Raw genomic sequence first — 23,988 nt, forward strand, 5'->3', positions numbered from 1 at the left:
TAATATTGTTTGTTTTACTCTTTATTTAATCACACTGAACCTTTGGGAATGTGTGTTGATGTTTGGATTATCACCACTAGAATATCTAGGGAATAAAATTTTATTTTCTTTCAAATACTTGTCTATCATCTGAAATTTTATGGCAGCATCTATTTGTGTCTGTTTAGCCATATCTTTAAGTAGGTTTCTATCCACTGGTGATGAATCTTGACTTAATTTCTGGGTAGCACCAAATGGTGTCATATTTACATTTACACTGTACATATATCTACCATAGGTCAAATCAGCTAGAAGTGATTTTATACCACTATGGTAATAGTTTCTACCATTACTTATAAAAGTTGAACCGTTCAATAAATCTTGGTAGGATTCTTCATCCTTATTTTCAATTAAATCAAAATAGAATTCATTCAAAACATCGTATAAATCAACAGTTTGTGCTTGGGTGATGCATTCATCAATTTTCTTTTTATCTGGCTTTTTCGCTATATCCCTATAGCTTGCAAACTCATCTGCTGTTATCAAATTATTGTTCATCTATGGTAGCTGTATTTGGTTCTGTTATTTGTTCTGCGTGAGGGTTAATCACCTTCAATTCACCTTCCAATGGTGAATGAAACTTTGATAGTAATTTTTGGAATACTTCTTCTATCATATCTCTATCTTCTTCTCTTGATTCCCATAGCTGTTTCTTAGCTTCTTTAAGCATTTCACCACTGTTACCAAACAATCCATCATTGGATGAATCAACAAGTACTACAGGCACCCCAAATGCTTTACAGATATTCTTTTCAGCTTGTTCATCACTGTATTGAAATAGCTTATCATCATACTTAGATGTTAGGTCTTCAAGTTTGATTTGGGTGTTTAGGTCATCCGTTACTGATGAAGATTCAAGAAGTAATACATTACCAGAATTTTCAGCACCTTGAAGTGATTTCAAGTGATTTCTAAACTGGTTTCTTTCATCATCACCATCAAACGCTTTGGTGACTAAAAGCTTTGTGTTTTGGAACCCTTTTTCTGCTCCATTACTTCTAAATACTTGGGAATTATATTCCAATAATGCTTCACCCATAACTGGGTTCAAATCACTTAGGCTATAGATAGAGTTACTGTCTTTTTGAATGTGTAGTATTTGACCTTTATAAGATTTAATACCACCAGAAGCTTCTATTTGCGCTTCAATAACACTTTTGATTGGGTTATACTTATTGTAAACCTTAAAAGCTTTTGCTTCTATTTTACCATCTTGCTTATTCCAGTTATCATACACTAGAAACTTACCAGAATAACCCAAATCATCAGCTTTTCCAACTCTAACATTAGTGGTTGGTAATACTTTGATAGCCGTTACTTCAAAAAGAAGATTGTAAGAAATGTGGATGTAAAGATTGTTGTGCTTTGCGTATTCTCTAGATGCTATTCTTAGAACTTCATTTAGTGTTTGTCCATCAGAATTAACGATGGTCTTACCTACATCACCAAATGATTTACCATAGATTGCTTTTGCTACTTTATCAACACAACTTTTAGAAGTTACTGATAGGTTGATTAGAGTTTCAATCAGTGAAGGGAAAGCATTGTCTAACCCCCAATTATAAACTTCTGTTCGCTTATCTAGTTTTACACTTAAAATATTTTGTTTTACATCATTATATATCTTCATTTTTTGATTCAACTTTGGCTATGAAGTCAACTTTGGAAGTTGCTTTTATTTGTGGGTATAGTTCCCTTAATTCTGACAATTTAAATTGTTCCAATCCACTACTATTGTTATCATCATTTTCACCTTCTTTTTGGTCTAACATTTCAGAATAATTCTCTGGATATTTAGAGAATAATCTGATTCTGTCCGGATTGATATTTAAGAATTCAACAGCTAGTTCATCTGTCATATTTTGATTGCTGATGGTTCTGCTTCCACCTTTTTCAATCTTGTAGATTACCTGTGGTTTATTTAATTGAAATTTTGATTTCATATTTATTTGAGTTTTGAAAATGAAGAAAGGATGGTTAAGTGTTACCCCTTCCATCCACATTCTTCTTAATTATTCTTTGGTTAGTTTTTACACTGCTGCAAACAAGCTATCATAGGAAGCTTTGTTAGTAGCGTAATCACCTTCATTTAATACTAGGTATGGGTATTGTTCAACTTCACCTTCACCACTCGCTAAAGTGAATAGGATAGAAGAAGAATTCTCATTGGAATTGGTTGTCATTTCTGATAGTACCAACCCATTTTCAAATCCATAGATTTTATATGCATCTGCATTGTCTGCACCTTTGTATTTGGTTTCAACAACCATTACAACCCTAGAGTTTTTAAGTTCATTTGCTCTTTCAGCAGATTCTGCTGATGTGTTGCTTATTCTTGATAGGAAGGAATGCGTGAAACCATCTATGTCTTCTGTATTTGCTGCGAAAGTTGAATTAGTTGAAGCTAAATCTTTGAACCATTCCAATTGTAAACCAGATGCACCAGAAACCAATTCTAAATTGGTAACTGTACTACCACTAACAGTAGTTGCAGTTTGGTCTATATCATAATAATTCACAATAACAGCCTTACTACCAGCTAATCCCTTTTTAGGTAAATCAGCACAATCTTGCAGAATGTCTGCGGTAATTTTATTGTTACAATTCATTTTATATGTGTTTTAATATTGGGTGCCACTGATGCAACATCCATTTATTTTTATTTTATTATGCTGAAAGTGTGAATTCAACTATTTCAGATGGATAAGCTACTTGTGTTGCTTTCTTGAAGTTTGCGTGGTACTTCACTACAAATTCTTCTTCTGAATATCTTATAGAGAATGCTTCTTCATCGTTTTCTAAGTCAACACCTATAACCATATTGGAAGCACTACCTAAAATCATTCTGCTAGTTCCATTTAAACCAGAAGTAGCAAACATTCTTACATTAGAACCTGGTACTTCAAATTCAAATGTTCCAGCTATCTTATCGTAGTTTCTCATATCCAAATCCTTGTGTTTGGCTACAAATAATCTAGCTACGTCATAACCAACAGCTAATCTTAAATCAGTTGCTTCTAGAACATCTGATGGAAGTGCAGCATACATATCATCTACTAATTGAACCACATTATCCTTTGTGATTTCTGTAGCTGCTGATGTATTACCATCTACTGCTTCACCAGAATCATCAATAATTTTTAAGAAACCATCAAACTTGTTAAGGTTTGCATCACCACTAGCAGTATCACCTAACCAGATAGCCTTTTCAGAATTCTTATTGATTGCATCCAATTTGGTTTGAACATAGTATTGCTCAAATGGGATTGAATCCTCATAAGAACCAGCACTAACTAATTGAGACATCCAGATTTTGTTGATGTCTTTTGGATTAATTGCTTCCTGTACCTTGATATCACCCGGTGTCAATATTCTATTGGATAGGGTAGTAGTACCATTAGGTGTCCAACCAGCAACAGAACCATCTTGGAAGTTTGCATCAGTTGAAATAAGGTTTATTGCTGTAGGTGCTTTTACACCAGTTTGAACCGTTAGGTTTCTTGCACTGGTTTCACCAGCACTCATTTTTGCTTTAAGTTCTGCTGAATTCTCATTCACATAACCAGTAATTGTTGAAATATCTAAAGCCATTTCTTTTGTGTTTTTTAATCTTGTTATTTTCTCAATGCTGCAAGAGCCTGTAAGTTTTTAGGCAAATCAGCAATTGATTGTTTTGTGTTATTATTTACCGTTCTAGCATTTACAGTAGCTTCTTCACTACCTATTGATTTTTTAAGTGCTAGGATTTCTTTCTTGAAATTTTCGTTTTCTTGTTTGAAGCTTTCATTATCAGCTTTCAATGCTGATAACATTGCAACCATTGCTGTTACTGCTGCATCTTCTTCAACTTCTTCTGTTGATGGTTCAGCTTCATCTTCTGATGGTGCATCAGCTACAATTAGTTTTACTACAATACCATCTGCATCTGTAATTGCTGTATTACCATTAGCCAATTCAAATTCACCAGCACCTAATGTATAAGTGTCTTCATCATAGCTGTAAGTGAGTACATCCCCTTCTTGTGGGTTATCTTCATTGATGGTCATTGACCATTTGCTGATTTCCTTTACTTCTTGTTCAGCTTTTACTTCAGTTTCTTCTTCAACTTTAGCTTCAGCATCAACTTCAATTTCTTCTTCTGAATCTTCTTCTGGTGCATCAACTTCTGTTAATACTCCAGCTTCAAAAACCCATTTAGAACCATCCGTTGCTACTCTTTCACCATCGATTACTTTACCATCACCATCAACAGCTTTATCACCAACCTGTGGTACTTCATCAGCATCTAATTCAGTGAAATTGACATCATCACCATTTGCATCTTGAAGAATCAAATTCTGAATAGTGGCATCCACTTTATCTGAAAAGAATTCATTCAATGCATTTATAAACTTTTTGGTTTTACTCATTTTTTTAGTTTCTTGTTTACTCTTATTATCATAAAAAGCAACCGCCTTTAGGGATTGCTTTATACTTGTTGCGAACCCTAATTCAACTGCTTCATCAGCACTTAAAAAGGTGTCGTTATCCAATAAATTTTTGATTGTCTTTTCGTCTATGTTGATGTAGTTGGTATAGAAATTAACTAGGTCATTTTCTATAGCTTGTAGTTCTTTCACTACACCTTCTAACTGGTAAGAATTACCAGAAAATCCATCAACCCAAGGAAGGTGAATCATTAGTACATCAGCACCTTCTTCAACTATTCTTTCTTCACCAACCATAAAAATTGATGCAGCGATGGAATAGGCTTGTTTAGCTATGGTATTTACTGGTTTATCCAGCTTGTCTAGATAGTTGAAAATTGCCATTCCAACTTCAACAGAACCACCAACACTATCAATGATTACATCTATGGATGCAGCGTCTTCTAAAGCCTTTATTTGCCTTATTACGTCAATTAAGGTGACATCTTCACCAATAACACCACTGATATATATTGTTCCCTTCATTACTAAGGTTATCAGTGATTAAAGGGTATAAATGAAAAAAGTAGCATCAACGTGCTACTTTTCCCTTCAACATAAATAGAATGTCACTTCTACTTGCTTAATTCAGCTTCTTAAATGTGGTTAATTGTTATGATTGCATCATCCGGTGATAACAAAACACAAGCTTTATTAACGTATTCGTTGTTTCCATTACTGGATGACGTTTTCGGACATCTGATTATTTGTATTCTACCTAAATCACAATCCATCAGATTGAATAGGTATGTCACATCATTGTATTTTGATAAATAGAACGGTTGGTAAATTAGATTGATATTTTCAGCTTGTTTTATAGTTGTTTCGCGGATAACAGCGGTCAATTTATTTAGTTCAATCAGTATTCCTTCTGACTGGTAATCTATTATGTTGCTGTTACGTGTCTTGACCTCGCACAGACCATTTAAAAGATATTTAAATCTGGTACCATCACTATTAATTTTTGGTACAGTTGAACCACTTACAAATTCAAAGTCATAACGGCTGTAGCTATCATTTTGAATTTCTTTTAGATTAATTGATGGTTGACCTTCAATGAAGGAATAGATAGTAGTTCCTTCTGCATTTATGTGTTGTTGAAAAGTGTTCATTTAGTTTGTTTACTATAAATAGTCTGCAAAACCAAAAAAGTCTAGTTTTATTAAAAATAATTTGAAATGACTAAAGAAGAGTTTTTAAGAAATTATAAGTGTCAGTTCTATTATAATATCAATGATGACCTTTTACAATTTTCATTGGTTTATGCAAAAAAATCAGAAGATTTTCAATTTGGTCAAATCCATAATCATTTACCACCATTACCAAAATCAGTATGGCAAAATCAACTTATAGAATCAGATGGTTATACTTTAAATAATAACTTTATTAAAAGGTATAGAGCTGATTCTTTTAATGCTTTGATAAATAGATTAGAAATTGATGAAATTGACGCCTATGAAGAAGATTTAAATCCATTCTTCAAGGATAAACTTTAAGTAATGAGTGAAATAATAAATAACGTAATAGATACCGCAAAGGAGCGTTTGAAGAATCCCTTTTTAGGTGCTTTTATTCTTTCTTGGATTGCTTTCAACTGGAAAGCTATTAGTTATTTCATTCTTTCAGATGAAATAATAGGTGAAAGAATGGAAACAATTGAAGCTGAATACGTTAATTGGGTTTCTGGTTTAGTTTTCCCCATACTATTTGCAGTTTTTTATTTACTTGGATTACCACTATTGATGTTAGGTATTGACTTATTATCTAAGTGGGGGTTGGAAAAAAGAAAAGACCATCAGAATGATTTGAAAATATCTGATTTTAAAAGGTTGACATTAGTTGCTAAGGAAGAATTTTTACTGGAACAAGAAAAGGCTGGTTATAGAGATACAAAAACTCTTAATGCTAAAATTGAATTACTAACAAATCAACTAAGAGAAAAAGAAGAATTGGTTGGTCAATTAAATCGGAGAATTTCCGTTTTAGAAGATTTTGGAAATGAAGGTATTGTTCATACTAATAATTTAGAAAGAATTTATCAGGAATTTCTTAATAATCAAAAGTATGTTAGGGGGTTGGATTTAATAATTGAAGAATTAGAACGAGGTGAAGATGTTAAGGTTTCTGATGAATTAGAACACTTTTTTATAACTAATGGTTTGTTGAAAATAACTAACATAAATGGTGATATAAAATATTCGTTGACACCAGAATCTAGATACATATACCAACGAATAATGGATGACAAATTATTGCAACGAAAATAACTATGAATAGACAAAGTTTTGATGAGATTTATAAAACTACGTTCAAAAAATGTTACATTAATGATAAAAATGTTCCAATTTTAACTGTGTACGTTGGTAAAAGGGATGATGAGAGAGAAGAGGATGTTTTGTATACTTACAGCATAGACCGTGAAGAATATGATTTAAATCCAAATGAAGCCGTTAAAAATGGTAGGTTCGAGCAAATGAAACAAATAATAAGAGATTATAAAATTAATGATTCACCAGAAGATTTATTGAAATGGATAATATCTCGAACAACGAAACCCTAATCTACAAGTCATTTTTTTTCTTCATCTAGCAGTTTTATTTAGGTCTATTATTATTCTTTGTACTGTCTTAGCTGACAGATTATATTCTTCTGCAATTTGATTATATCTTTCTGTTTTACTTCCTTCAATCTGATAGAACCTGTCATAGATTGAAATTGACTGAATCAGGGAAGTATTTGCGTTTATTTCATTTCTTATAAGTTGAACCACTACTGATAACATTGGTGGTGTATTGATTAATTCATATTTGGTCATTTCTTGTTAATGATTTTGTAGATAGTCTTGCTAGACTTTATTAGGTGTTTACTGTAGTAGAATTCTAGAATATCTTGAACGCTTAAATCTTCTATGTAGTAAAGTTGTTGGATAAGCTTATCACGTTCTGATAGCTTGTTGAAGTGAATGGTCAATCTATCATTTGCTTCCAGTTGAGAATCTAGGTTTAAATCTGATTCAATCAAGTCTGCTTTGGTGGTTCCTTCACCATCATCATCATAAAATGATTCATCCAAAGAAATATTATTGTTCTGGTACTTGTTGAGATAATCAACACAAGTAAAATACAAGCGTTTATAGCTGTATGTTTTAAAGCTTGCTAGTGAATCATCATAACTTTCTAATAGTGTTGATAGTTGGATGTAACACTCTTGGAATAGGTCTTCTCTATAAGATTTGGGGAATTTATTTACTATACGTTGGATTATGTCTTTTTTGGTATGTTCTTTCAATTTTCATTATCGCAATATTTAAATTCATTACTTAATAATAAATAGTATGAAAAATGAAAAAGTACAGATTATTGAGATATTTATTTTTCTGGTTGAAGAATGTGAATTAGTTTTTATCCAAAAGGTACTAGCAAACATTGCTTGAATAGAAGAATACTATAAGTGCAGATTCTGCACCTTTACAATTTATGTAAAACCTATAAGTGCAATATCTGCACCTTTTAAAAGTGCAGAATCTGCACCTTTCAACTAATTAAATCCTTCCTAATTATATCCTTTCTTAAATAACTAGAGTAATTAAAGAATAACATAGTAATAGTATAATATCAAGATAGCGTAGTGGTTCAATTTGTTTCAATCTAAATTTTTACAATTGAGATTATTAAGATTTATCTAATTCTATTCTTTGTTTTTAATTAAAATAAATTGGAATCATTCTTCAATTGTAATTCAATTGTATTTAAAACATATCAAATTTATAATTTTAAGATATGTTAGGTTAATTATTTATTCAAATTGGTATATGTGTATAGAATTTTATTTATAATAGCTTAAAATGCTTTAAATTGATTAAAACATTTTCAACCTAAATAATTGCGTTAACATTAATTCAATTTATACAACTTTAATTTAAATAAAAAAAATAAATATTTAAATTAATATCAACTTCATTTTGATTTCTCAATTTTATTTACTCTTATTGCAGTAATAACATTCATTACTAGATAATTACATTAAATGTTAAAGTTTGTTAAAGTTTAAGGATAAATAGTCTTTTTACATATTTCAAACTATTTATTGATGTAACCAATGAGTTACAAGGGTTGTTGGTGGGGATAAGCTCCCACCAACATCTTCACCCTAACCAAGAAGAATAATAATGAAGAATAGAAAAAAAGAAAATGAAAAAAGAAAACACATCAAACAAAACATCATTCATACAACTACACATTGATGTACTAAGTAGAACTGATATAACACTTACAGAAAAGATTCTTATCTCAATAATCACTAGTTATCAAAGAAATGGTGATAAATGTTATCATTCAATAGATGATTTTAAAGATAAAATAGGTGTATCCAAAAGAACAATCATCAAATCATTAAAAAACCTAGAAACAAAAGGTATTATCCAAAGGGATAAATTCAAAAATCTAGGTATTACTAAGAATCAATACCTAAACAGAAAAGGTACTATCTACATTGAAAAGGGTGTTACACCAACTAGAACTAAAATTAAATCCAAAGGTGCAGATTATACACCTACTATAAAACCTAAAAGTGCAGAATCTGCACCTACTGTTGTTAATACACTTCCAACAGAAAAAGAAATAACAAGTAAGATTATAAAAAAGAAGAATATGATAGATTCAAAAACACTACGTACATATAGAGCATCTTTAACTGATGCACAATTAGATAAATATGATGCTGATATAATTGAATTAGCTAATAAAGGTGCTTCACTGGAAGAAATTAAATCAATAGTTGGTGATGTTGTACCAATGGAAAATATTAAGCCAGTTGAACTTCCATATGTATCAACACCAGCAGTTGAACAATATAAAGCAGAACAAGAAATAGTGAAGCTTCAAAATGAAGTGAACCAAGAACAATTGGTGAAGGATGAAGCATTCAAATTCTTTATGAAGGTGGCAGCAGAATCTAAATATTTCAATGAAGCTAATGATGCAGTTATTAATAAGCTTGCCAATTGGATTAATCAGCAAGTAGAACTTAAAAATATAGCAGTAGGTGAATTCAGAATTGATAACAGAATGATACAAGGTGATAGAAGTAACTATGAAACTATCTCAAAACTTAAGCAGTTCATCAAAGAAGAAAAGAAGACTACAACTACTAAAGAAATATTAGAACCACTTACAACCGTTAAGGATGATTTGAAACCATCAGCACAAGCTTCTGTAGCAGCTTTACCAATCACTGATGAAGTATTAGATGGTAAACCTTCCAAATCAATTGAAGATACTAGGGAAGATATATTGGAAGAATTCCTAAACAGCTAGAAAATAAAATTGTTAAAGTTTGAACTTTTTGAAAGTACGGACTATTTATAATAAAGAAAGAAATTATGGAAGAAACACTAGATAAGATTAACCAGCTTCAGGACGAACTGAAAGCATCTTTGGACAAAATCAATAACATCCTAACAAACTTGGAAGCTAATTTTTAGACCGCCACAATCTGATTTTGTCAAACATAGCAGCTAAGCACAAGGAAGCAAACAAGTAAATCAACATTCTTGGTATAGAGATTTCAATGGGATGAATGAAGTTGTCAAAAACTAAATCAGATGTTAGCATAAAGCAAAGAAACATTATCTGTCTACTAACAATATCTAGTCCTTGGAATAATATGTTTGGTTCTTCCGGTAAAGCTTTGAATGTTACTCTTAACCAAAGTAATTGAAAGAAATATAAAAAAGACAAAACTGAACAATATATGATTACAGTGGTAAACGAATTTTCGTCAAAAAACTCTCTTTCAAATCTATGAATACATATGTACCAAAAAGGTACTGCTGTAAATGCTGATAAAATCCCCAAAATTTCTTTGGGTGTATCAACTAAATCTTTGAGACTAAACATATCTAAATATTAAAACACCAAAATACTAATAAGCTACCAACGTAGCACAAAAGAAATGCAGAATGAGAATTGAACAATTACGATACACAATACAACTACCTAAGACAACACCACATAAAACTATCTAGAAAAGAATTAGATATACTATTTGAAAATAAAGAAGCAAACAAAGAAATAATCATCAGAAGCCAGTTTGCAATGGTGATTCATCTGGTGAATAAATTTTCATTCACAACAAAACATACACTAAGTGATTTAATATCATATGCACTGGAAGGTTTGATGATAGCCTACCATAATTATGATGAATCCAAATCAAACAAAGGTTTCAGTTCATTTGCCAGTTATGGTATCAGAAATAACCTTCTATCCTTAATCGATTCAAAACAGAACGAAAGCGATATAATATCAAAACCAATCAACAAAGAAACAGAACACCCAACAGCTTATGTGTTTTCAAATTGGGATTCTGATGATGCTGATTACAAGTTTGAAGATATGTTTGAAGCATCAGAACCAGAACCAGATGATAATGATGAAAAGCTGATACAGCTAATTAAAGACCATCTAAAGAAACCAAATTGGGCTGATGTGGTAATACTTCATTTAGGGTTAGGAAGACAAAACAAGCTAAGACTAAGAACAATAGCAGAAAAGTATAATGTTACATCATCTAGGATAGGTCAAATCTTTGATAAGAATATAGAACGACTACAAAACAATCCAGAATTTCTGATTAGATTAAGACAGATAACAAGGAGATGAGCAAGACAAGAAAGAAGATTGAGTATCAACACAAACCATCCGGTAAAATAGGAAGGTTTGCTAGGGTAGACCAATACAATAAGACTTACCCTGAAGGTGCAACGGTAATTACATTAGAAGGTGGGATGGAACTTATTGATGAACACAAGAATTTTGAACGCATTAATAAGTATAACATCTAATCAATCATCATCTGGTGGTTGATTCTTCCAGTAGTATTTATCCAACCACATCAATCGTTCTTTACACAAACAACAACATATAACGAATGTCAAAAATTTATAAATGTGTTTGCGGTGAAATATTAAAAGAACCACCGAGGATAATGTAATCACCATTTTTATTATTTCAATTAAATCTGCTATGCTCATAACCTAAAATTTTATAGTTCACTGTATATATGTAATGATTGAAAATCTAGACTTTAAAAAAAAGTACACCCCAATTTCACCCACGCTATCAAAAAAAATTATATCTAAATCCGAAACATCTTCACTTAAATCTTCAATTGTAATCCCATTAGTCAGATAATAAAAGGACACGTTTTTTGTACTCCATTTTCAAAAGTTGGTTACCTATTTATAGTTGACTGTAACAAGTAAATTGCCCATCCTACTTTATAAACAAATAAGTACCACATTTTGTTTTTTTTCTTATTTACCTCTACTAGGAAATTTTATTCAACTACTCCAAGTAAACTATGGACTAATAATCCCTTTATACTGAAAACTCATTCCCATCTATACAGTACACCCCAAAGCTATAATGACTCTTTCTAGGTGGCTGTAACGTGAAATTGAACACCCAAAGAACATCATCATAAACCAATTATGAATGTACTTTTAGTGCTGTTGAACAATCAAAGAACATCATCATAAACCATTTAAGGATGCCCTAATAAGGCATTTCTTTGTTGGGTTCCGCAATCTTGAAACAACGTATTGTGTGAAGTGGTGATTCTCGGTAATCGATAAATAATTGATACAAATATCTGCTGAATTAGAGCCTTATACAAAAATGTCACAGTTCAACGTGAACCATTATAACACCAGTTCAAGTTCTACTGTTCCTTTTAATAGTCCACTAATACCAGAAGAAAAATCTAAAGCATAAAAAAAGGGCTATCCAATTAAGGATAGCCCAGTTGTCAAAATAAATTATTCACCTAAGAACAATTATTTGATGTAAAGATAGAAGATTACTTCCAATCCTTCATATACTGTTTCTTAAGTTCAAGTAGCCTACAACCTATTCTTTCATAAGGATGTTCCAGATAAGTTTTACCTTCAATAACAACACCTTTTTTATCGTCCCATTTACCATATCTACTTTCTAATTGAGATACAGTCATATCTTCATATTTAGATACATCAAATTCTTCTGATAGATACTTACTGATTTCATCACTTCTTTTTGACCAATCAGATTCTAAACCAAATTTAGCTACTTCTTCATCAGTAGCATTTTGATTGTGTATAGATTCTTCTTGGTTTACTATACGCTGTACTTCATTTAGATAATCCTTAGCTTTCTTAGAACTTTCATCATTCAATTCAAAACTCTTAACTATAGCATCGGTATCTGGATATTTACCGTTGAAAACATCTTCAAAGAACTTTTCCAGCATTAGCTTATTAAGGTGTTTGAAACCTTTTCTATCCATTTCACCAAAATCCTTTTTGTTAGAATCAATCATATCTTGAATATCAGATATGAGTGCTTCTAATTCACTTTTTGAATAACCTTTGATAAGGTTGTGTACTTCCTTGTTCATATTGTAAATAATTATTGTTAGACCATAAATCTACCAGGTTATTTCTGACAAAAAAAATAGCTACCCAATAAGAGTAGCTATTACAAATGAAGATTAATCCCTACAATTAATTTTCAAGTTATAAAGATAATATTACTTATATGAAAATTCCTACTAAACCCAATTAGATATGATTTGAATAATGAAGCCAACTAATAATATTCCAGCACCCAATTTCACTAGATTATTTTTCTTAGTTGCTTTCTTTATACGTCTAGCTGTTTCATCAGAACTATATAAGAAACTACCACCTTCCGATATTGGACTATTGAAATAAATAAGCATTGCACCTATGATATCAAAGACCAAACCTATTGAATTAACCATTGCTGAAACCATCCTACAAGTTTAGGTATATATCATCAATTTCTTCCTGTTGTATTCCTAGATAGATTCTAGTTGTAGCTGTAGAAGAATGATTGAAGATTTGACTTAACATAATCAAGCTTCTTTCTGATTCACCATCATTAGACCACACCCTTCTACCAAATGATTTTCTTAAGCTATGTGATGTGGTATCTTTATTAAAATACTTCTTAAGTAATCTATTGACGTGCTGACTGGAGTAAACTGAACCCTTCTGTGATACAAATACATTACCACCACCTTCATATGCTATTTCATCTTTAAAGTAGCTTAAAGCATCTTTAATTGCATCATTGATAGTTAAGGTTCGTTTCTTCTTTGTTTTCTTTTCTTGAATGGTGATGGAATCCTTTTTAAGTTGGTCATAGGTTAGATGTAACAAATCATCAATCCTCAATCCTAAGTTGATACCACAAATAATAAGCAGTCCAAAGTTCTTATCCTTAGAATTGGAACGGATGATTTTAAGTGCAGTAGTTGTTGCTTTATCAAATGGTATATATGGCGAACCGGTCATAGTTATAAGGTGTTTGTAAAGTTATTAAATAGGGTGCTACCATTGAAGATAGCACCCATTATTAGTTATTTGTAATCATCAATCTTTTCAATCCTAACATCTATTTCATTTGTTAGCATATCACAATAGATTCCTTCTGCACTATCCAATAGCTGGTGGTTATTATCTAGGTAGAATACCTTGTAGACATCATTCCAACCTAGAACGATAAATACATAACCATCTAGATGATGTCCATTGACTTTGAGCAATAATCCAGCATCCTTATAATTGGTTGCTTTAGATACACCCCAGCTATAGAAGATAGCACCAGATGCTTTTAGAAGGTTAAACGTTTCTTGTGTGTTGAACTCACGTTCGCAGTACTGTTGTAAATTTTCCATTGTTCTAATTTTAATGGGTTAATAATTTATTTTGACAGTACAAATATAATGTTCATTTATGAGATTAAACAAATGTAAACGAACATTATATCAAACTTTAACGTTTGTATGTATTATAAATTCTCATAATGTTCAGTATTCTACAAAATGAACATTATTTTAATTAGGTTACCTTTACATCTATTGTATATACAAATAAATTGATGAAGTAATTTTTAATTTTAGAATTAGTTTACATTAGCATTCTAAAACTATAATTATGAAAGAATATAAAATATTAACTTCAAATACGATAAATGGAATACAAGAATACGTAACCACATATATGAATGATGGGTGGAAACCACAAGGTGGTATCAGAATGATTAGTTCTGTATGGCATCAAGCTGTAATTAAAGAGTGATATGGGGTGTGGGGTGGTGTAAGATATGCGTGTTGGCTATCTATCTAATGATTTTAATGGTTTTAATGGGCTACGGTTATAGTCTATTTGTCCCATTGGCGTTTGTCAAACGTAAACCCTTTTACAACACCCTACTTAAAAATCAGAATAACTCTGAAAAGGGAACTATATATATCTTTCGCTCTAAGTAGCTAGGATTAAAAATGGTTAATCTCCCTTTACGATTTTCATTATACTTAATTATCTTCTGAACGAAAATATGTTGGTCATTAAAGTAAAGTATATCTGATTTTTCTACATCAACTTCATATTTTTCTTGGACATAATCGATTACTAACTGGTAATTTTCTGTTTCGTCCACTTCTAGATATGATGGAAGTCTAGTAAAAATGTTAATTACAATTAACCCTAGGAAAACCCATTTGGCTCTAAAAGAAAAGTCTTTCTTAGTATTTCCTTTTATGCTGTCTTCAATAGCAAATAATAAAGGACAACACAGAATTATTAGGGTTAAACAATAAAACAAATCGTAGTTGACTATTGGTTTTGATTGGTATCCCAGTAAATAGAAGTTGTAGATAAATATGGCAAATATTAATATGAATAATACTATCGTAAATGTTATCCTTAGATACTTGTCAAATCTAGTTCTACTGGGATTTTCTACAACGTAGGTGCATACTTCAAATGTTATACCCTCTAATATAATAGCATATATAAGAAAAGCTATTACAATTATTGATAGGGCAATTCCGTCATTAATAAGTTGTGATGCTGAAAAGAATCTTACCAAAGAAAAATCAATCATCCATAGATTATAAACTTGAAATATTGCACCAAGAGCTGGTAAGAAGAATAGAAGTAGTAGCTTATATTCTTTATATAATAATTCTAAGTTCTCTTTGAAATCATAAAAAGTATATTCCTTTTTTACTGTCGCAACCTTTTGTTCTTTACTCATTTTAAGCTTTTTATTTTTCCCCCGGCAAATGGTGTAAAAAATGAATTTGATATGAAAATCAACAAGTTATGATTTTAGTATTTATCTTTTTCTTGGTTTAGGGTAAAAAAAATGCAACAATTTTGATTTGTTGCTATATCTAAGAAAATATAAAAAAGAAAAATGAGAATTATATACGATAAATTTAAAAGAAGCTGTTGGTTGATTCTACGTCTTAAGCTTTTCGGCTCGTCGTTATTTTTTGGTTAGGTATTTACCTAGCTACTTCTTGTCAGTAAACCAAGATACAGTTTTACCTTTTCGAACTCTACTGGCACTTTCAGTACCTAAAACTGTTGTACCGTTCCAAGTACGCTTAGTAGCCTTCTCGGTTTTACCCGCAAATAATTTTTTTAAAAAATCCATAATTAGGATGTTTAATTAGTTGTAAATATACAAAAGAATTAAATCATAGGTTATCAGTAAATGGTGTTTCATCTTCTTGATTTTCGGACAAAAAAAATGCAACAATTTCAATTTGTTGCGATATCTAAAAAAATATGAAAAAGAAAAATGAGAATTTATTCGAATTAATTTATGAAGAAGCCGTTGGTTGATTCTACGTCTTAAGCTTTTTGGCTCGTCGTTACTTATTTATTGCTTACGTTTTAAAATCTACCTGGTATCTATCATCTTGATGTTTTTAAATTGTCCCTTTTTGGTTTAAGGTCTACTACTTGTGGTTCTTCCTGTTGAACCAAGTGACAGTTGGTCCACCTCTACCATTTCCACCTTTCTTGACATAGGGGTTTCCAGTAGAACCAATCCAAACACGTCCACCTTCAATGGCGGCGGCTATTGCAGCGAATACTACCAGAACATTTCCGTTGTTCAATTTCATATTGAAAAATTTAAGTTAAGTCACAAATATACCAAATTATCTATTTATAGAATTGATACTAGGATAAATGAATTACGATTATTTTTGATTATCAACTAGTTAGATAGTTTATTATAGTAGTAGTTCATTTCAGCTATTTCCCACGGGGATTGTTCAAATGACGTATTGAAAATGTGTTTGTGTTTGAACTTGGGCTGGTATTGCTCAACCTTGGTATACAGTTGTTTTTTATAGGTAACATTCTTGGGTTCTTTAATCCATTCAATGGTTTGTGGTATGGCTTTAATTGGGTGCATTTCCTTGATTATTGAATACGCTTGATTGGTTACAAATATGTTATCCCATATTGGTGCATTGTATTCAATTTTGACTTCATACATATGCTGATTGTTATCTGATTCAATGAAGATTCGTTTGATGAACTTGTTAATTATCTCTTGTCTTAGATTGAATGGTGTTTCTTGTTTGACGTTGGATAATTCATCCTTAACCTTATCAAGTTTATTAGATGCATCACTTAAATAATCTAATTCCTTTTCTTTCTTATCCAGTATTTCTTCTGTTGATTCAATCTTAGATTGAATAGCTTTTACAATGTCTTCAACATCTCTATCATCGTCTGAATAGAATGATGATTGAATTGCTTTCTTCTTAGCGTTCTTGTGTTTGGTTAGTTCTTTATGAAGTTGTTCGACTTCTAACTGAAGTGTATCTAGTTTAGGTTTATCATCACCGGTGGCAAGTTGAAGGTTGATTTGATTCTTAAGTGATGAAGATGTTAGGGTAGACCATATGAAGTTTTCAATGAAATCTATGTTGATGGACTTGTTACCACAATTCAGTTCTGGAAACCTTTTGGATGAACATAAATAATAATGGTCTGATTTGTCCTTTCTAGTCCTACCATAGTAGTTTCTTCCACATCTACCACATTCAATCATTCCTTCCAATAGATACTTGTGTTTTACATTCTTCCCAGAATTGTTTCTATTGCTTTTTAGATTGTCGTTTACCTTTTTCCATTCTTTAGGTTCAATGATAATAGGATAATCATATTGTTTACGTTCACCCAATTCTTCACTACCTAGATATGCTATTCCTTTATATTTTTCATTTACTATAATACCTCGTACAGTATTACCAGCCCATTTGATATCTTTTATGTCTGTGATGGTTTCCTTACCAGTATGTTTGTTTACTGTTATACGTTTACCAGAACCACCTTTAACCGTATTACTTCTTGTTGCTACACCTTCTTTATTAAGTGTTCTTGCTATGGCTCTGGTACCTATACCATCCATTGACATTTGGTAGATTCTCCTAACTATTTTAGCTTCTTCTTCATCGACAATTACATAACCATTTTCATCTGATGTGTAACCATAGGTATGCATTCCACCCCTATGTTTACCTTCTTTCATATTGAGGTGAAGCTGTTTTTTAGTTTCCCAAGATTGTTCTAGTCTGGTAGATTCATTTAGAAGTGATTTTAGACCACGCATAATAAACCCTTTCGGATTCTTGAAGTCTTCCAAATCATTTCCAAAGTAAACATCAACCTTTGATTTCTTGACAACTTCTGTAAATAGAAATAAGGTCATTCCAGAACGTTCAAGACGTTTCTGGTCTCGAAACCAAGCAGTGGATATTAAGCCGTTTTGGATGTCTAATATTAGCTGTTGTAGTTGTGGTCTATCTTCTATTTCTGCACCACCAGATATACCTTCACCTTCATTATAAACCTTAATTTTAGATTCATCAATACCTAAATCCTTAAAGAATAGTTTACCAGTTCTCAGTTGGTTATTGATAGAATTAGAATCTGCATCTTCTTTAGAAAGCCTTGTATATATTGCTACCATTGGAATTGTGATTTAACAATCCCAAATTTACAATATCCACACCATTATATTGTTTGACATCAGATATCGTATGATGCGGACTTCTAAACGGGCGCTGCGCCATCAATCCAGCTTTCTCGAGTGTTCGACCTGCGACGCTGTGAATCTTTGTGGTTTCCAGTGCTTCTTGCAATGTCATAGGTGGTAGGATGGAAGGCAGACGCTTGGCCAGCATGGTTTTACCAGCGCCTGGTGGGCCTATCAAAATGATATTGTGTCCACCTGCCGCGGCAATCTCCATACAACGTTTGATCGATTCTTGACCTTTCACATCGCTAAAATCAAATTCAGGATGTTCCAGTGCCTGAAAAAATTCGTCTCGAGTATCTACAACGGTTTCCTCCAGCTCGACGCCTTTGTCAAAAAACTGAATCACTTCAGAGATGTTATCGACACCGTACACTTTCAGATCGTTAACAATCGCAGCCTCTCTAGCGTTGGCTTTGGGAAGGATAAATCCCTTAAAACCTTCCTGTCGTGCTTTAATGGCAATAGGCAAGGCACCTTTTATGGGCTGTAGTGTGCCATCTAATGATAGCTCACCCATAATAATGTATTGATCCAGATCGTCTGCCTTTATCAGGTTTGAGCTCACCATGATTCCTATCGCAATAGGTAGGTCATAAGCGCTACCTTCTTTACGCAAGTCTGCAGGTGATAGGTTAATGATGAGTTTCTTGCCGGGCATTTTATAACCCACGTTAGTCAACGCCGCCGCAATTCTATAGGAACTTTCGCTTATAGCTTTATCGGGCAGCCCAACGAGATGATACCCTATACCAGTGGCCGCGTTTACTTCCACTGTAATCGTCTGTGCTTCTACACCAAAAACGGCACTGCCGTAAACTTTAGTCAACATGCTACATTCGTTTATTTAAATGTAGTGCAAATCCTATTAAATGCACTTCTCGGTTTTCATAAGAAGTGTAAGTAATTTAATATCAGATAGTTTAATTTTCAAGTTGGTTTAAAACTGGCTGAAACGATTGGACATTATGTTATTCGCGACTATAATTGTAACTTTCTGTTTTGTATGGATCCAGCCAAATTCAAAATCATCATTCTCATCAATCTCATCGTTTTCGCGTTTGGGAACGGATTGATTTTCTTGGTGTTTCAAGATGCCTCAAGGTTTGAGCTATTAGAAGTTGTTTTGGTTTCCTCCATCTACACGGTCGTTCATATTTTCCTGTGCTTGACCATGAGCATCATATATCGCGTTATTCTCTACGCTTCACCGGTAGGTCGCGCCTGGTTTTGGTCTACCATCATGCTTTCGGTGCTGGGATTGGGATATTATGTCATGCTCACACTACTGGCGTAACATTCGTTTTTCAAAGACTCTTGCTGTTAGTCATGAGCACCGTGATTAAAGGTTGTTTCGCTTTCGCGAAAGCGAACTCCACACTATCTTTAAACCATGAAAACACTGCTAGAAACCCTACAACAACGTCGATCGCGATTCCCAGCGGAATATACAGGTGAGCCTATTGCCGAGGAGCATCTTAACGAAATTCTGGAAGCAGCGCGATGGGCTCCCAACCATAAAAAAACACAACCGTGGAAGTATAAGGTGGTGCGTGGCGCTGGCTTGCAAAAACTGAGCGTCTTTATGGGCGAGCAGTTTGAAAAGAGTACTGGAAAATCTGGCAGCATGAAGACCAAAAAGATGGCCGAAAAGATGCAACAATCATCTACCATCATTCTCATTTTTCTCCATAGGGACAAGAAGGAAAGCATCCCGGAATGGGAAGAGGTTGCCGCTGTTTCCATGAGCGTGCAAAATATGTGGCTTATGACCCATCAATTGGGTTATGGCGCTTACTGGAGCTCACCTAAGAGTTTTGCAAACATGAACGAATTTGAGGCGATTGAAACCAGTCCCAACGATCAATTTCTAGGTTTTTTCTACATGGGAACCGTAGCAAATCAACCTACCGATTTGCCCAAGCGCAAATCCATCGAGGAATTCACTGAGTTTATCGACTGATTTTCCCGCGAGACCTTGCAAAAATAGCAGCCTATTAAAAGCTGATCTTCAAAACGTTAATACCGTTTATAATGCGATTAATTAATCGTACTTTTGCAAAATAATTAAATATAGTTATTTGGAAAATTTTGAAGCCTTAGGGCTCTCACAGCCGTTACTAGACGGCCTCGCTGAAATGGGGTTTGAAACCCCAACAGAGATTCAGCAACAGTCCATTCCCATTTTATTGAAACACGACGGAGACTTCATAGGTCTTGCGCAAACTGGTACGGGAAAAACTGCTGCTTTTGGTTTACCCTTATTGGATCTTATAGATATTAACTCGAGAGAAACGCAAGCATTGATTCTTGCACCTACTCGAGAACTTGCCCAGCAAATTTGTGGGCAAATGGAGCAAATGTCCCAAAAGATGGGCAAGCTTAACGTGGTTCCCGTTTTTGGTGGTGCCAACATCATGACACAAATACGCGAGATACGTCGCGGTGCGCAAATTGTTGTGGCCACGCCCGGTCGTCTCATGGACCTTATGAAACGTAAGGAAGTCAAACTTGACTCTCTTAAGTTCATGGTGCTGGATGAAGCAGATGAGATGCTTAACATGGGCTTCAAGGAAGACATCGACTTCATTCTTTCAAAGAGTGATGGCGGTCGCAGGATCTGGTTGTTTAGTGCTACCATGGCGCGCGAGATCAAGCGTATTGTAGATACCTATATGGTGCAACCAGAAGAGGTACGAGTCAATCAAGAAAACATTGTCAATACCAATATTGAGCACCAGTCAGTACAACTCAAGGCGTCTGATAAGACAGAAGCTTTGCGTCGTTATCTGGATTATCATGAAGATATGTTTGGTGTGGTATTTTGTCGTACCAAACGCGATACTCAGAAAGTAGCAGATGAGCTGAACAACAACGGCTACGCAACTGAGGCACTACATGGTGACATGTCACAGGCACAGCGCGACGCTGCGATGAAGAGATTCCGTGATAAGAATTTGAAACTCTTGATTGCGACAGATGTTGCCGCTCGTGGTATCGATGTTGATGATATCACGCACGTGATTCACTTTGCCTTACCAGATGATCCAGAGTTTTATGCGCACCGTTCTGGTCGTACTGCTCGTGCTGGTAAAAAAGGAGTATCACTAGCGTTGATTACTAAAGGTGATAACCGCAAGCTTAAATATATCGCCAGTAAATTGGGAATCAACTTTGCACCTGCCGAGGTTCCCGCACTGGATGCCATTACTGAAAAGCGTATTTCTCGCTGGTCAGATAACCTAAAAAATCAAGAGGTCAATCCTAAGATAAGCGACGAGCTTATGACGAGTGTGGTAGAGCGATTGGAAGATATTTCCAAAGAAGATCTTATTGCCAAGTTATTGACTAAAGAATATAACTCCATCTACAAGCGCAATTCCATCAAAGATGTGAATGATCGTTCCAAAGGACGTGACGATGATCGCGGTGGTAGAGGTGAACGCGGTGGTCGCGATCGTGGTCGCAAGAATGATAGAGGTAAGGAAGAAGGAATGAAAACCTACTTTATCAATCTAGGCCGCAAGGACAACATCAATAAAGGTGCCTTGTTAGGCTACGTATGTGATGTTACCGGTCTTACTGGTGATGACATAGGACGTATTGTTCTGGATGGCGCACACTCTTTTATGGATGTAAAAGAAGAAGTTGCCTCTCAAATGCTCAAAGTCAACGGCACGCAGCGCGATGGTCGTGAATTGAGAGTTGATGAACATCATGGTAAGGTCACAGAATCCAGAGATCGTGGTGGTCGTAGTGGTAGCTTTAAAGGCAAACGCGATGGCGGTGGTTTTAAAGGCCGCAGATCAGATGGTGATTCTGGTGGTGGATTCAAAGGGCGACGTTCTGACGGTGATTCTGGATCTGCACCTAGATCTGGTGGTTTTAAAGGTCGCAGTACCAAAACAACCGATAGCGATGCTGGAAGAGACCGTTCGTCTTCAAAAGGCGGAAAAAAAGGATCTGGAAGATCTAAGTTTTTTGGCAAGAAATGGGACTGATCAATTAGACGGTCACCAGCATCAGTTTCAAGCTGATCAATAATTACAAAATCCCGCTTAGAGCTGATCTAAGCGGGATTTTTGATTTGTTATGATTTGCTAAACCTCCAACTTTACGCGCGAAGGAAGTATAAATTGAAGCTATTTGTTCAATAGTTCAACAGGAATGATGTTGTCATCGTTTAACGTTTCGAACTCGTAATTATCGTTCAATAAGCCATTATATTTCTCCATACCTCGTTCAATCACATTAACCATTTTGCTAGCGATTTCATTTTGCTCTTCTTCCGTTCTGGTGTAAGGTTCTTTTTTGTTCATGATTTTGACGATTCTCTTAAACTTGCTATCTACATCAAGTGGTTTAAATTGCACACCAGATTTTACCATTCCTAAGGTAGGCTGTACCTGCACGACATAAGTTTTACCAGGTTTTAGATCTGCTTTTAGATATACTTTATTTTCAGATCGTGCCCAGAAAAGGTGCTCGCCGGGCTCACATTCATAACGCACATAACCAGTACCATTATGCTGCGCAATAACTTCTTCCATGTCAAAATAAGTAAAGTTGATCAATGCGCCCATACCGCTACTACGTACAAAATAAACTACTGATTTATCAGCTGGCGCTTCAGTGATTTGAGCAATGGAAATAAGGGAGAAAAGTGCGATGAGGCTGGTACAAATAATTTTTTTCATGATCATTTTTATTTAAAGGTACGATGCGTGTCATACAAATTCCTTAGTAAGACGCAACTTAAATGAACTTATCGATAAAATACCGTTTGATTTATCTCGCTTTCGCGAAAGCGAACTCCTTTTACAACCCAAAATTAATCCCAACCACAAAAGCTCCATAGTTCCTACCGCTGGTGATGCTGCGCACATAATCCACACTCAGTAAGAGTTTATTTAATTCATAAATGGCTAATTGAATATTGCTCCTTTACCACTTTATGCTATTTTAATTTCAGAGTCTGAAAAATGGCGTTGGCTTCATCTAAATGATTTGAAAAAAGAGCAGCATTGCCTGAATAATTAAACTCATAGAAATAATCATCTTGTTTGAAAATCCATTGTTGTTTTTTGTAGAAAATATTATTGAGTTTGAAGCTTTCTTCAATAATGTAAGTCTCACCTTGATTGGTTTGCAACTTCTGTTTCTCAATTTTATGATTTTGGTAAAACCTAACTTTTCTAATATTCTTTTCTATAAAGCTTTCAAGATCAGGTGACAATTCATTTTTAACCTGGTATTTGCGTAGATATACCGATACCTCTTTAAATCTATTATCATAGATAATTGGTTTGTATGCTTGCTCATTGTGAATGTCTTTATAGGAATGCCAATTATCAGGAATTTCAATACTAAATTCTGAGTCGTAAGTTGCTTCGTATTTTGAATATTCAGGAATTGCTACTTGTTTTGAACTGCTAGCGCAACCTATTACAATTGAAAGTGCAAGTATGCTAATTACTCCTAAGTATGATTTATTTTTAAAATATTTAATTGTCATTTTATCTAATTATTTATTAATGTCTTTAATTATAGATGGAGTTGGTTATTCGAAC

Annotated in this window: 29 protein-coding genes and 1 pseudogene; 10 read left to right on the forward strand and 20 right to left on the reverse strand. The window is 33.7% G+C overall.

Annotated features, from left to right (window positions below):
- Positions 1-21 precede the first annotated feature (21 nt).
- The 7 genes from AAU57_RS08825 to AAU57_RS08855 form a co-directional block, all read right to left on the reverse strand.
- Positions 22-537, reverse strand: a complete 516-nt coding sequence (locus AAU57_RS08825; protein ID WP_055412562.1) for a hypothetical protein — start codon at positions 535-537, stop codon at positions 22-24.
- Positions 527-1,669, reverse strand: a complete 1,143-nt coding sequence (locus AAU57_RS08830) for a phage portal protein (protein WP_055412563.1) — start codon at positions 1,667-1,669, stop codon at positions 527-529. Before AAU57_RS08830 ends, AAU57_RS08825 begins: the two co-directional genes overlap by 11 nt.
- A complete protein-coding gene (locus tag AAU57_RS08835) occupies positions 1,656-1,982 on the reverse strand; it encodes a hypothetical protein (RefSeq protein WP_055412564.1) in 327 nt (108 codons plus the stop codon). The genes AAU57_RS08830 and AAU57_RS08835 overlap by 14 nt, the downstream gene beginning before the upstream one ends.
- An 87-nt stretch (positions 1,983-2,069) precedes the next feature.
- Entirely contained in the window at positions 2,070-2,648 is a 579-nt protein-coding gene (locus AAU57_RS08840; RefSeq protein WP_055412565.1) for a hypothetical protein, read from the reverse strand.
- Positions 2,649-2,706: 58 nt separating this feature from the next.
- Positions 2,707-3,630 carry a hypothetical protein gene (locus tag AAU57_RS08845; RefSeq protein WP_055412566.1) on the reverse strand — a complete coding sequence of 308 codons (924 nt, stop codon included), beginning with the start codon at positions 3,628-3,630 and terminating at the stop codon, positions 2,707-2,709.
- Between the two features lie 23 nt (positions 3,631-3,653).
- Positions 3,654-4,991, reverse strand: a complete 1,338-nt coding sequence (locus tag AAU57_RS08850; RefSeq protein ID WP_055412567.1) for a Clp protease ClpP — start codon at positions 4,989-4,991, stop codon at positions 3,654-3,656.
- A 110-nt stretch (positions 4,992-5,101) separates the two neighbouring features.
- Positions 5,102-5,617 (reverse strand): hypothetical protein, encoded by a 516-nt coding sequence (locus AAU57_RS08855; RefSeq protein ID WP_055412568.1) that lies wholly within the window; start codon positions 5,615-5,617, stop codon positions 5,102-5,104.
- A 66-nt stretch (positions 5,618-5,683) separates the two neighbouring features.
- Here AAU57_RS08855 and AAU57_RS08860 point away from each other — a divergent pair, with 66 nt between their 5' ends.
- The 3 genes from AAU57_RS08860 to AAU57_RS08870 are packed head-to-tail and all read left to right on the forward strand — an operon-like array spanning position 5,684 to position 7,065.
- A complete protein-coding gene (locus tag AAU57_RS08860) occupies positions 5,684-6,001 on the forward strand; it encodes a hypothetical protein (protein WP_055412569.1) in 318 nt (105 codons plus the stop codon).
- Positions 6,002-6,004: 3 nt separating this feature from the next.
- Complete coding sequence (locus AAU57_RS08865; protein WP_055412570.1) at positions 6,005-6,772, forward strand: hypothetical protein; 768 nt, start codon at positions 6,005-6,007, stop codon at positions 6,770-6,772.
- A gap of 2 nt (positions 6,773-6,774) precedes the next feature.
- A complete protein-coding gene (locus AAU57_RS08870; protein ID WP_055412571.1) occupies positions 6,775-7,065 on the forward strand; it encodes a hypothetical protein in 291 nt (96 codons plus the stop codon).
- Positions 7,066-7,316: 251 nt separating this feature from the next.
- On the opposite strand, the gene AAU57_RS08880 is transcribed toward AAU57_RS08870, so the two are convergent.
- A complete protein-coding gene (locus AAU57_RS08880) occupies positions 7,317-7,793 on the reverse strand; it encodes a sigma-70 family RNA polymerase sigma factor (protein ID WP_055412573.1) in 477 nt (158 codons plus the stop codon).
- A gap of 902 nt (positions 7,794-8,695) precedes the next feature.
- On the opposite strand from AAU57_RS08880, the gene AAU57_RS08885 reads away from it, so the two are divergent.
- A complete protein-coding gene (locus AAU57_RS08885; RefSeq protein ID WP_055412574.1) occupies positions 8,696-9,820 on the forward strand; it encodes a helix-turn-helix domain-containing protein in 1,125 nt (374 codons plus the stop codon).
- A gap of 156 nt (positions 9,821-9,976) precedes the next feature.
- On the opposite strand, the gene AAU57_RS08890 is transcribed toward AAU57_RS08885, so the two are convergent.
- Positions 9,977-10,402: a hypothetical protein gene (locus AAU57_RS08890; RefSeq protein WP_055412575.1), complete on the reverse strand. Its 426-nt coding sequence runs from the start codon at positions 10,400-10,402 to the stop codon at positions 9,977-9,979.
- Between the two features lie 69 nt (positions 10,403-10,471).
- On the opposite strand from AAU57_RS08890, the gene AAU57_RS08895 reads away from it, so the two are divergent.
- Positions 10,472-11,167 (forward strand): sigma-70 family RNA polymerase sigma factor, encoded by a 696-nt coding sequence (locus tag AAU57_RS08895; RefSeq protein WP_055412576.1) that lies wholly within the window; start codon positions 10,472-10,474, stop codon positions 11,165-11,167.
- Complete coding sequence (locus AAU57_RS08900) at positions 11,164-11,349, forward strand: hypothetical protein (RefSeq protein ID WP_055412577.1); 186 nt, start codon at positions 11,164-11,166, stop codon at positions 11,347-11,349. The genes AAU57_RS08895 and AAU57_RS08900 overlap by 4 nt, the downstream gene beginning before the upstream one ends.
- 1,016 nt (positions 11,350-12,365) lie before the next feature.
- Here the strand turns inward: AAU57_RS08900 and AAU57_RS08905 are convergent.
- The 4 genes from AAU57_RS08905 to AAU57_RS08920 form a co-directional block, all read right to left on the reverse strand.
- Entirely contained in the window at positions 12,366-12,941 is a 576-nt protein-coding gene (locus tag AAU57_RS08905; RefSeq protein ID WP_055412578.1) for a hypothetical protein, read from the reverse strand.
- Between the two features lie 153 nt (positions 12,942-13,094).
- A complete protein-coding gene (locus AAU57_RS08910) occupies positions 13,095-13,319 on the reverse strand; it encodes a hypothetical protein (protein ID WP_055412579.1) in 225 nt (74 codons plus the stop codon).
- Between the two features lies 1 nt (position 13,320).
- The gene (locus AAU57_RS08915; RefSeq protein ID WP_055412580.1) at positions 13,321-13,863 is read right to left on the reverse strand and encodes a tyrosine-type recombinase/integrase; all 543 of its coding nucleotides are present in this window, start codon (positions 13,861-13,863) and stop codon (positions 13,321-13,323) included.
- A 65-nt stretch (positions 13,864-13,928) separates the two neighbouring features.
- Positions 13,929-14,246: a hypothetical protein gene (locus AAU57_RS08920; RefSeq protein ID WP_055412581.1), complete on the reverse strand. Its 318-nt coding sequence runs from the start codon at positions 14,244-14,246 to the stop codon at positions 13,929-13,931.
- A 259-nt stretch (positions 14,247-14,505) separates the two neighbouring features.
- On the opposite strand from AAU57_RS08920, the gene AAU57_RS14875 reads away from it, so the two are divergent.
- Positions 14,506-14,649: a DUF1737 domain-containing protein gene (locus AAU57_RS14875; protein ID WP_082438597.1), complete on the forward strand. Its 144-nt coding sequence runs from the start codon at positions 14,506-14,508 to the stop codon at positions 14,647-14,649.
- A 142-nt stretch (positions 14,650-14,791) separates the two neighbouring features.
- Here AAU57_RS14875 and AAU57_RS08925 read toward each other — a convergent pair whose 3' ends face one another.
- The 5 genes and pseudogenes from AAU57_RS08925 to AAU57_RS08935 all read right to left on the reverse strand — a co-directional run.
- Positions 14,792-15,610: a hypothetical protein gene (locus tag AAU57_RS08925; RefSeq protein ID WP_055412582.1), complete on the reverse strand. Its 819-nt coding sequence runs from the start codon at positions 15,608-15,610 to the stop codon at positions 14,792-14,794.
- Between the two features lie 261 nt (positions 15,611-15,871).
- Positions 15,872-16,015 (reverse strand): hypothetical protein, encoded by a 144-nt coding sequence (locus tag AAU57_RS15025; RefSeq protein ID WP_156340080.1) that lies wholly within the window; start codon positions 16,013-16,015, stop codon positions 15,872-15,874.
- A gap of 307 nt (positions 16,016-16,322) precedes the next feature.
- Positions 16,323-16,490: a hypothetical protein gene (locus AAU57_RS15030; protein ID WP_156340082.1), complete on the reverse strand. Its 168-nt coding sequence runs from the start codon at positions 16,488-16,490 to the stop codon at positions 16,323-16,325.
- A 95-nt stretch (positions 16,491-16,585) separates the two neighbouring features.
- On the reverse strand, positions 16,586-18,343 hold the full coding sequence (locus AAU57_RS08930; protein WP_410503886.1) for a recombinase family protein: 1,758 nt from the start codon (positions 18,341-18,343) through the stop codon (positions 16,586-16,588).
- 4 nt (positions 18,344-18,347) lie between these two features.
- Positions 18,348-19,250, reverse strand: a pseudogene (locus AAU57_RS08935) (YifB family Mg chelatase-like AAA ATPase); the annotation flags it as partial.
- A 174-nt stretch (positions 19,251-19,424) separates the two neighbouring features.
- Here AAU57_RS08935 and AAU57_RS08940 point away from each other — a divergent pair.
- The 3 genes from AAU57_RS08940 (at position 19,425) to AAU57_RS08950 (ending at position 22,419) form a co-directional block, all read left to right on the forward strand.
- Positions 19,425-19,715, forward strand: coding sequence for a hypothetical protein (locus AAU57_RS08940; protein ID WP_055412584.1), 291 nt, complete (start codon positions 19,425-19,427; stop codon positions 19,713-19,715).
- Positions 19,716-19,811: 96 nt separating this feature from the next.
- On the forward strand, positions 19,812-20,381 hold the full coding sequence (locus tag AAU57_RS08945; RefSeq protein ID WP_055412585.1) for a nitroreductase: 570 nt from the start codon (positions 19,812-19,814) through the stop codon (positions 20,379-20,381).
- A gap of 118 nt (positions 20,382-20,499) precedes the next feature.
- Positions 20,500-22,419, forward strand: coding sequence for a DEAD/DEAH box helicase (locus AAU57_RS08950; RefSeq protein WP_055412586.1), 1,920 nt, complete (start codon positions 20,500-20,502; stop codon positions 22,417-22,419).
- 141 nt (positions 22,420-22,560) lie between these two features.
- On the opposite strand, the gene AAU57_RS08955 is transcribed toward AAU57_RS08950, so the two are convergent.
- The gene (locus AAU57_RS08955; protein WP_156340084.1) at positions 22,561-23,115 is read right to left on the reverse strand and encodes a hypothetical protein; all 555 of its coding nucleotides are present in this window, start codon (positions 23,113-23,115) and stop codon (positions 22,561-22,563) included.
- A 260-nt stretch (positions 23,116-23,375) separates the two neighbouring features.
- Positions 23,376-23,933: a hypothetical protein gene (locus AAU57_RS08960; RefSeq protein WP_055412588.1), complete on the reverse strand. Its 558-nt coding sequence runs from the start codon at positions 23,931-23,933 to the stop codon at positions 23,376-23,378.
- Positions 23,934-23,988 lie beyond the last annotated feature (55 nt).

It is taken from the genome of Nonlabens sp. YIK11 (genome assembly GCF_001413925.1).
In the GTDB taxonomy this organism is placed as follows: Bacteria; Bacteroidota; Bacteroidia; order Flavobacteriales; family Flavobacteriaceae; genus Nonlabens.

What these genes read in the sequence shown, in the direction of transcription:
- AAU57_RS08900 (WP_055412577.1), top strand. Translation starts at nt 11,164, where the DNA reads ATGAGCAAGACAAGAAAGAAGATTGAGTATCAACACAAACCATCCGGT.
- AAU57_RS08940 (WP_055412584.1), top strand. Translation starts at nt 19,425, where the DNA reads ATGGATCCAGCCAAATTCAAAATCATCATTCTCATCAATCTCATCGTT.
- AAU57_RS08830 (WP_055412563.1), bottom strand. Translation starts at nt 1,669, where the DNA reads ATGAAGATATATAATGATGTAAAACAAAATATTTTAAGTGTAAAACTA.
- AAU57_RS08955 (WP_156340084.1), bottom strand. Translation starts at nt 23,115, where the DNA reads ATGAAAAAAATTATTTGTACCAGCCTCATCGCACTTTTCTCCCTTATT.
- AAU57_RS08945 (WP_055412585.1), top strand. Translation starts at nt 19,812, where the DNA reads ATGAAAACACTGCTAGAAACCCTACAACAACGTCGATCGCGATTCCCA.
- AAU57_RS08910 (WP_055412579.1), bottom strand. Translation starts at nt 13,319, where the DNA reads ATGGTTTCAGCAATGGTTAATTCAATAGGTTTGGTCTTTGATATCATA.
- AAU57_RS08870 (WP_055412571.1), top strand. Translation starts at nt 6,775, where the DNA reads ATGAATAGACAAAGTTTTGATGAGATTTATAAAACTACGTTCAAAAAA.
- AAU57_RS08840 (WP_055412565.1), bottom strand. Translation starts at nt 2,648, where the DNA reads ATGAATTGTAACAATAAAATTACCGCAGACATTCTGCAAGATTGTGCT.
- AAU57_RS15025 (WP_156340080.1), bottom strand. Translation starts at nt 16,015, where the DNA reads ATGGATTTTTTAAAAAAATTATTTGCGGGTAAAACCGAGAAGGCTACT.
- AAU57_RS08925 (WP_055412582.1), bottom strand. Translation starts at nt 15,610, where the DNA reads ATGAGTAAAGAACAAAAGGTTGCGACAGTAAAAAAGGAATATACTTTT.
- AAU57_RS08855 (WP_055412568.1), bottom strand. Translation starts at nt 5,617, where the DNA reads ATGAACACTTTTCAACAACACATAAATGCAGAAGGAACTACTATCTAT.
- AAU57_RS08860 (WP_055412569.1), top strand. Translation starts at nt 5,684, where the DNA reads ATGACTAAAGAAGAGTTTTTAAGAAATTATAAGTGTCAGTTCTATTAT.
- AAU57_RS08835 (WP_055412564.1), bottom strand. Translation starts at nt 1,982, where the DNA reads ATGAAATCAAAATTTCAATTAAATAAACCACAGGTAATCTACAAGATT.
- AAU57_RS08960 (WP_055412588.1), bottom strand. Translation starts at nt 23,933, where the DNA reads ATGACAATTAAATATTTTAAAAATAAATCATACTTAGGAGTAATTAGC.
- AAU57_RS08920 (WP_055412581.1), bottom strand. Translation starts at nt 14,246, where the DNA reads ATGGAAAATTTACAACAGTACTGCGAACGTGAGTTCAACACACAAGAA.
- AAU57_RS08915 (WP_055412580.1), bottom strand. Translation starts at nt 13,863, where the DNA reads ATGACCGGTTCGCCATATATACCATTTGATAAAGCAACAACTACTGCA.
- AAU57_RS08850 (WP_055412567.1), bottom strand. Translation starts at nt 4,991, where the DNA reads ATGAAGGGAACAATATATATCAGTGGTGTTATTGGTGAAGATGTCACC.
- AAU57_RS15030 (WP_156340082.1), bottom strand. Translation starts at nt 16,490, where the DNA reads ATGAAATTGAACAACGGAAATGTTCTGGTAGTATTCGCTGCAATAGCC.
- AAU57_RS08865 (WP_055412570.1), top strand. Translation starts at nt 6,005, where the DNA reads ATGAGTGAAATAATAAATAACGTAATAGATACCGCAAAGGAGCGTTTG.
- AAU57_RS08890 (WP_055412575.1), bottom strand. Translation starts at nt 10,402, where the DNA reads ATGTTTAGTCTCAAAGATTTAGTTGATACACCCAAAGAAATTTTGGGG.
- AAU57_RS08825 (WP_055412562.1), bottom strand. Translation starts at nt 537, where the DNA reads ATGAACAATAATTTGATAACAGCAGATGAGTTTGCAAGCTATAGGGAT.
- AAU57_RS14875 (WP_082438597.1), top strand. Translation starts at nt 14,506, where the DNA reads ATGAAAGAATATAAAATATTAACTTCAAATACGATAAATGGAATACAA.
- AAU57_RS08905 (WP_055412578.1), bottom strand. Translation starts at nt 12,941, where the DNA reads ATGAACAAGGAAGTACACAACCTTATCAAAGGTTATTCAAAAAGTGAA.
- AAU57_RS08845 (WP_055412566.1), bottom strand. Translation starts at nt 3,630, where the DNA reads ATGGCTTTAGATATTTCAACAATTACTGGTTATGTGAATGAGAATTCA.
- AAU57_RS08885 (WP_055412574.1), top strand. Translation starts at nt 8,696, where the DNA reads ATGAAAAAAGAAAACACATCAAACAAAACATCATTCATACAACTACAC.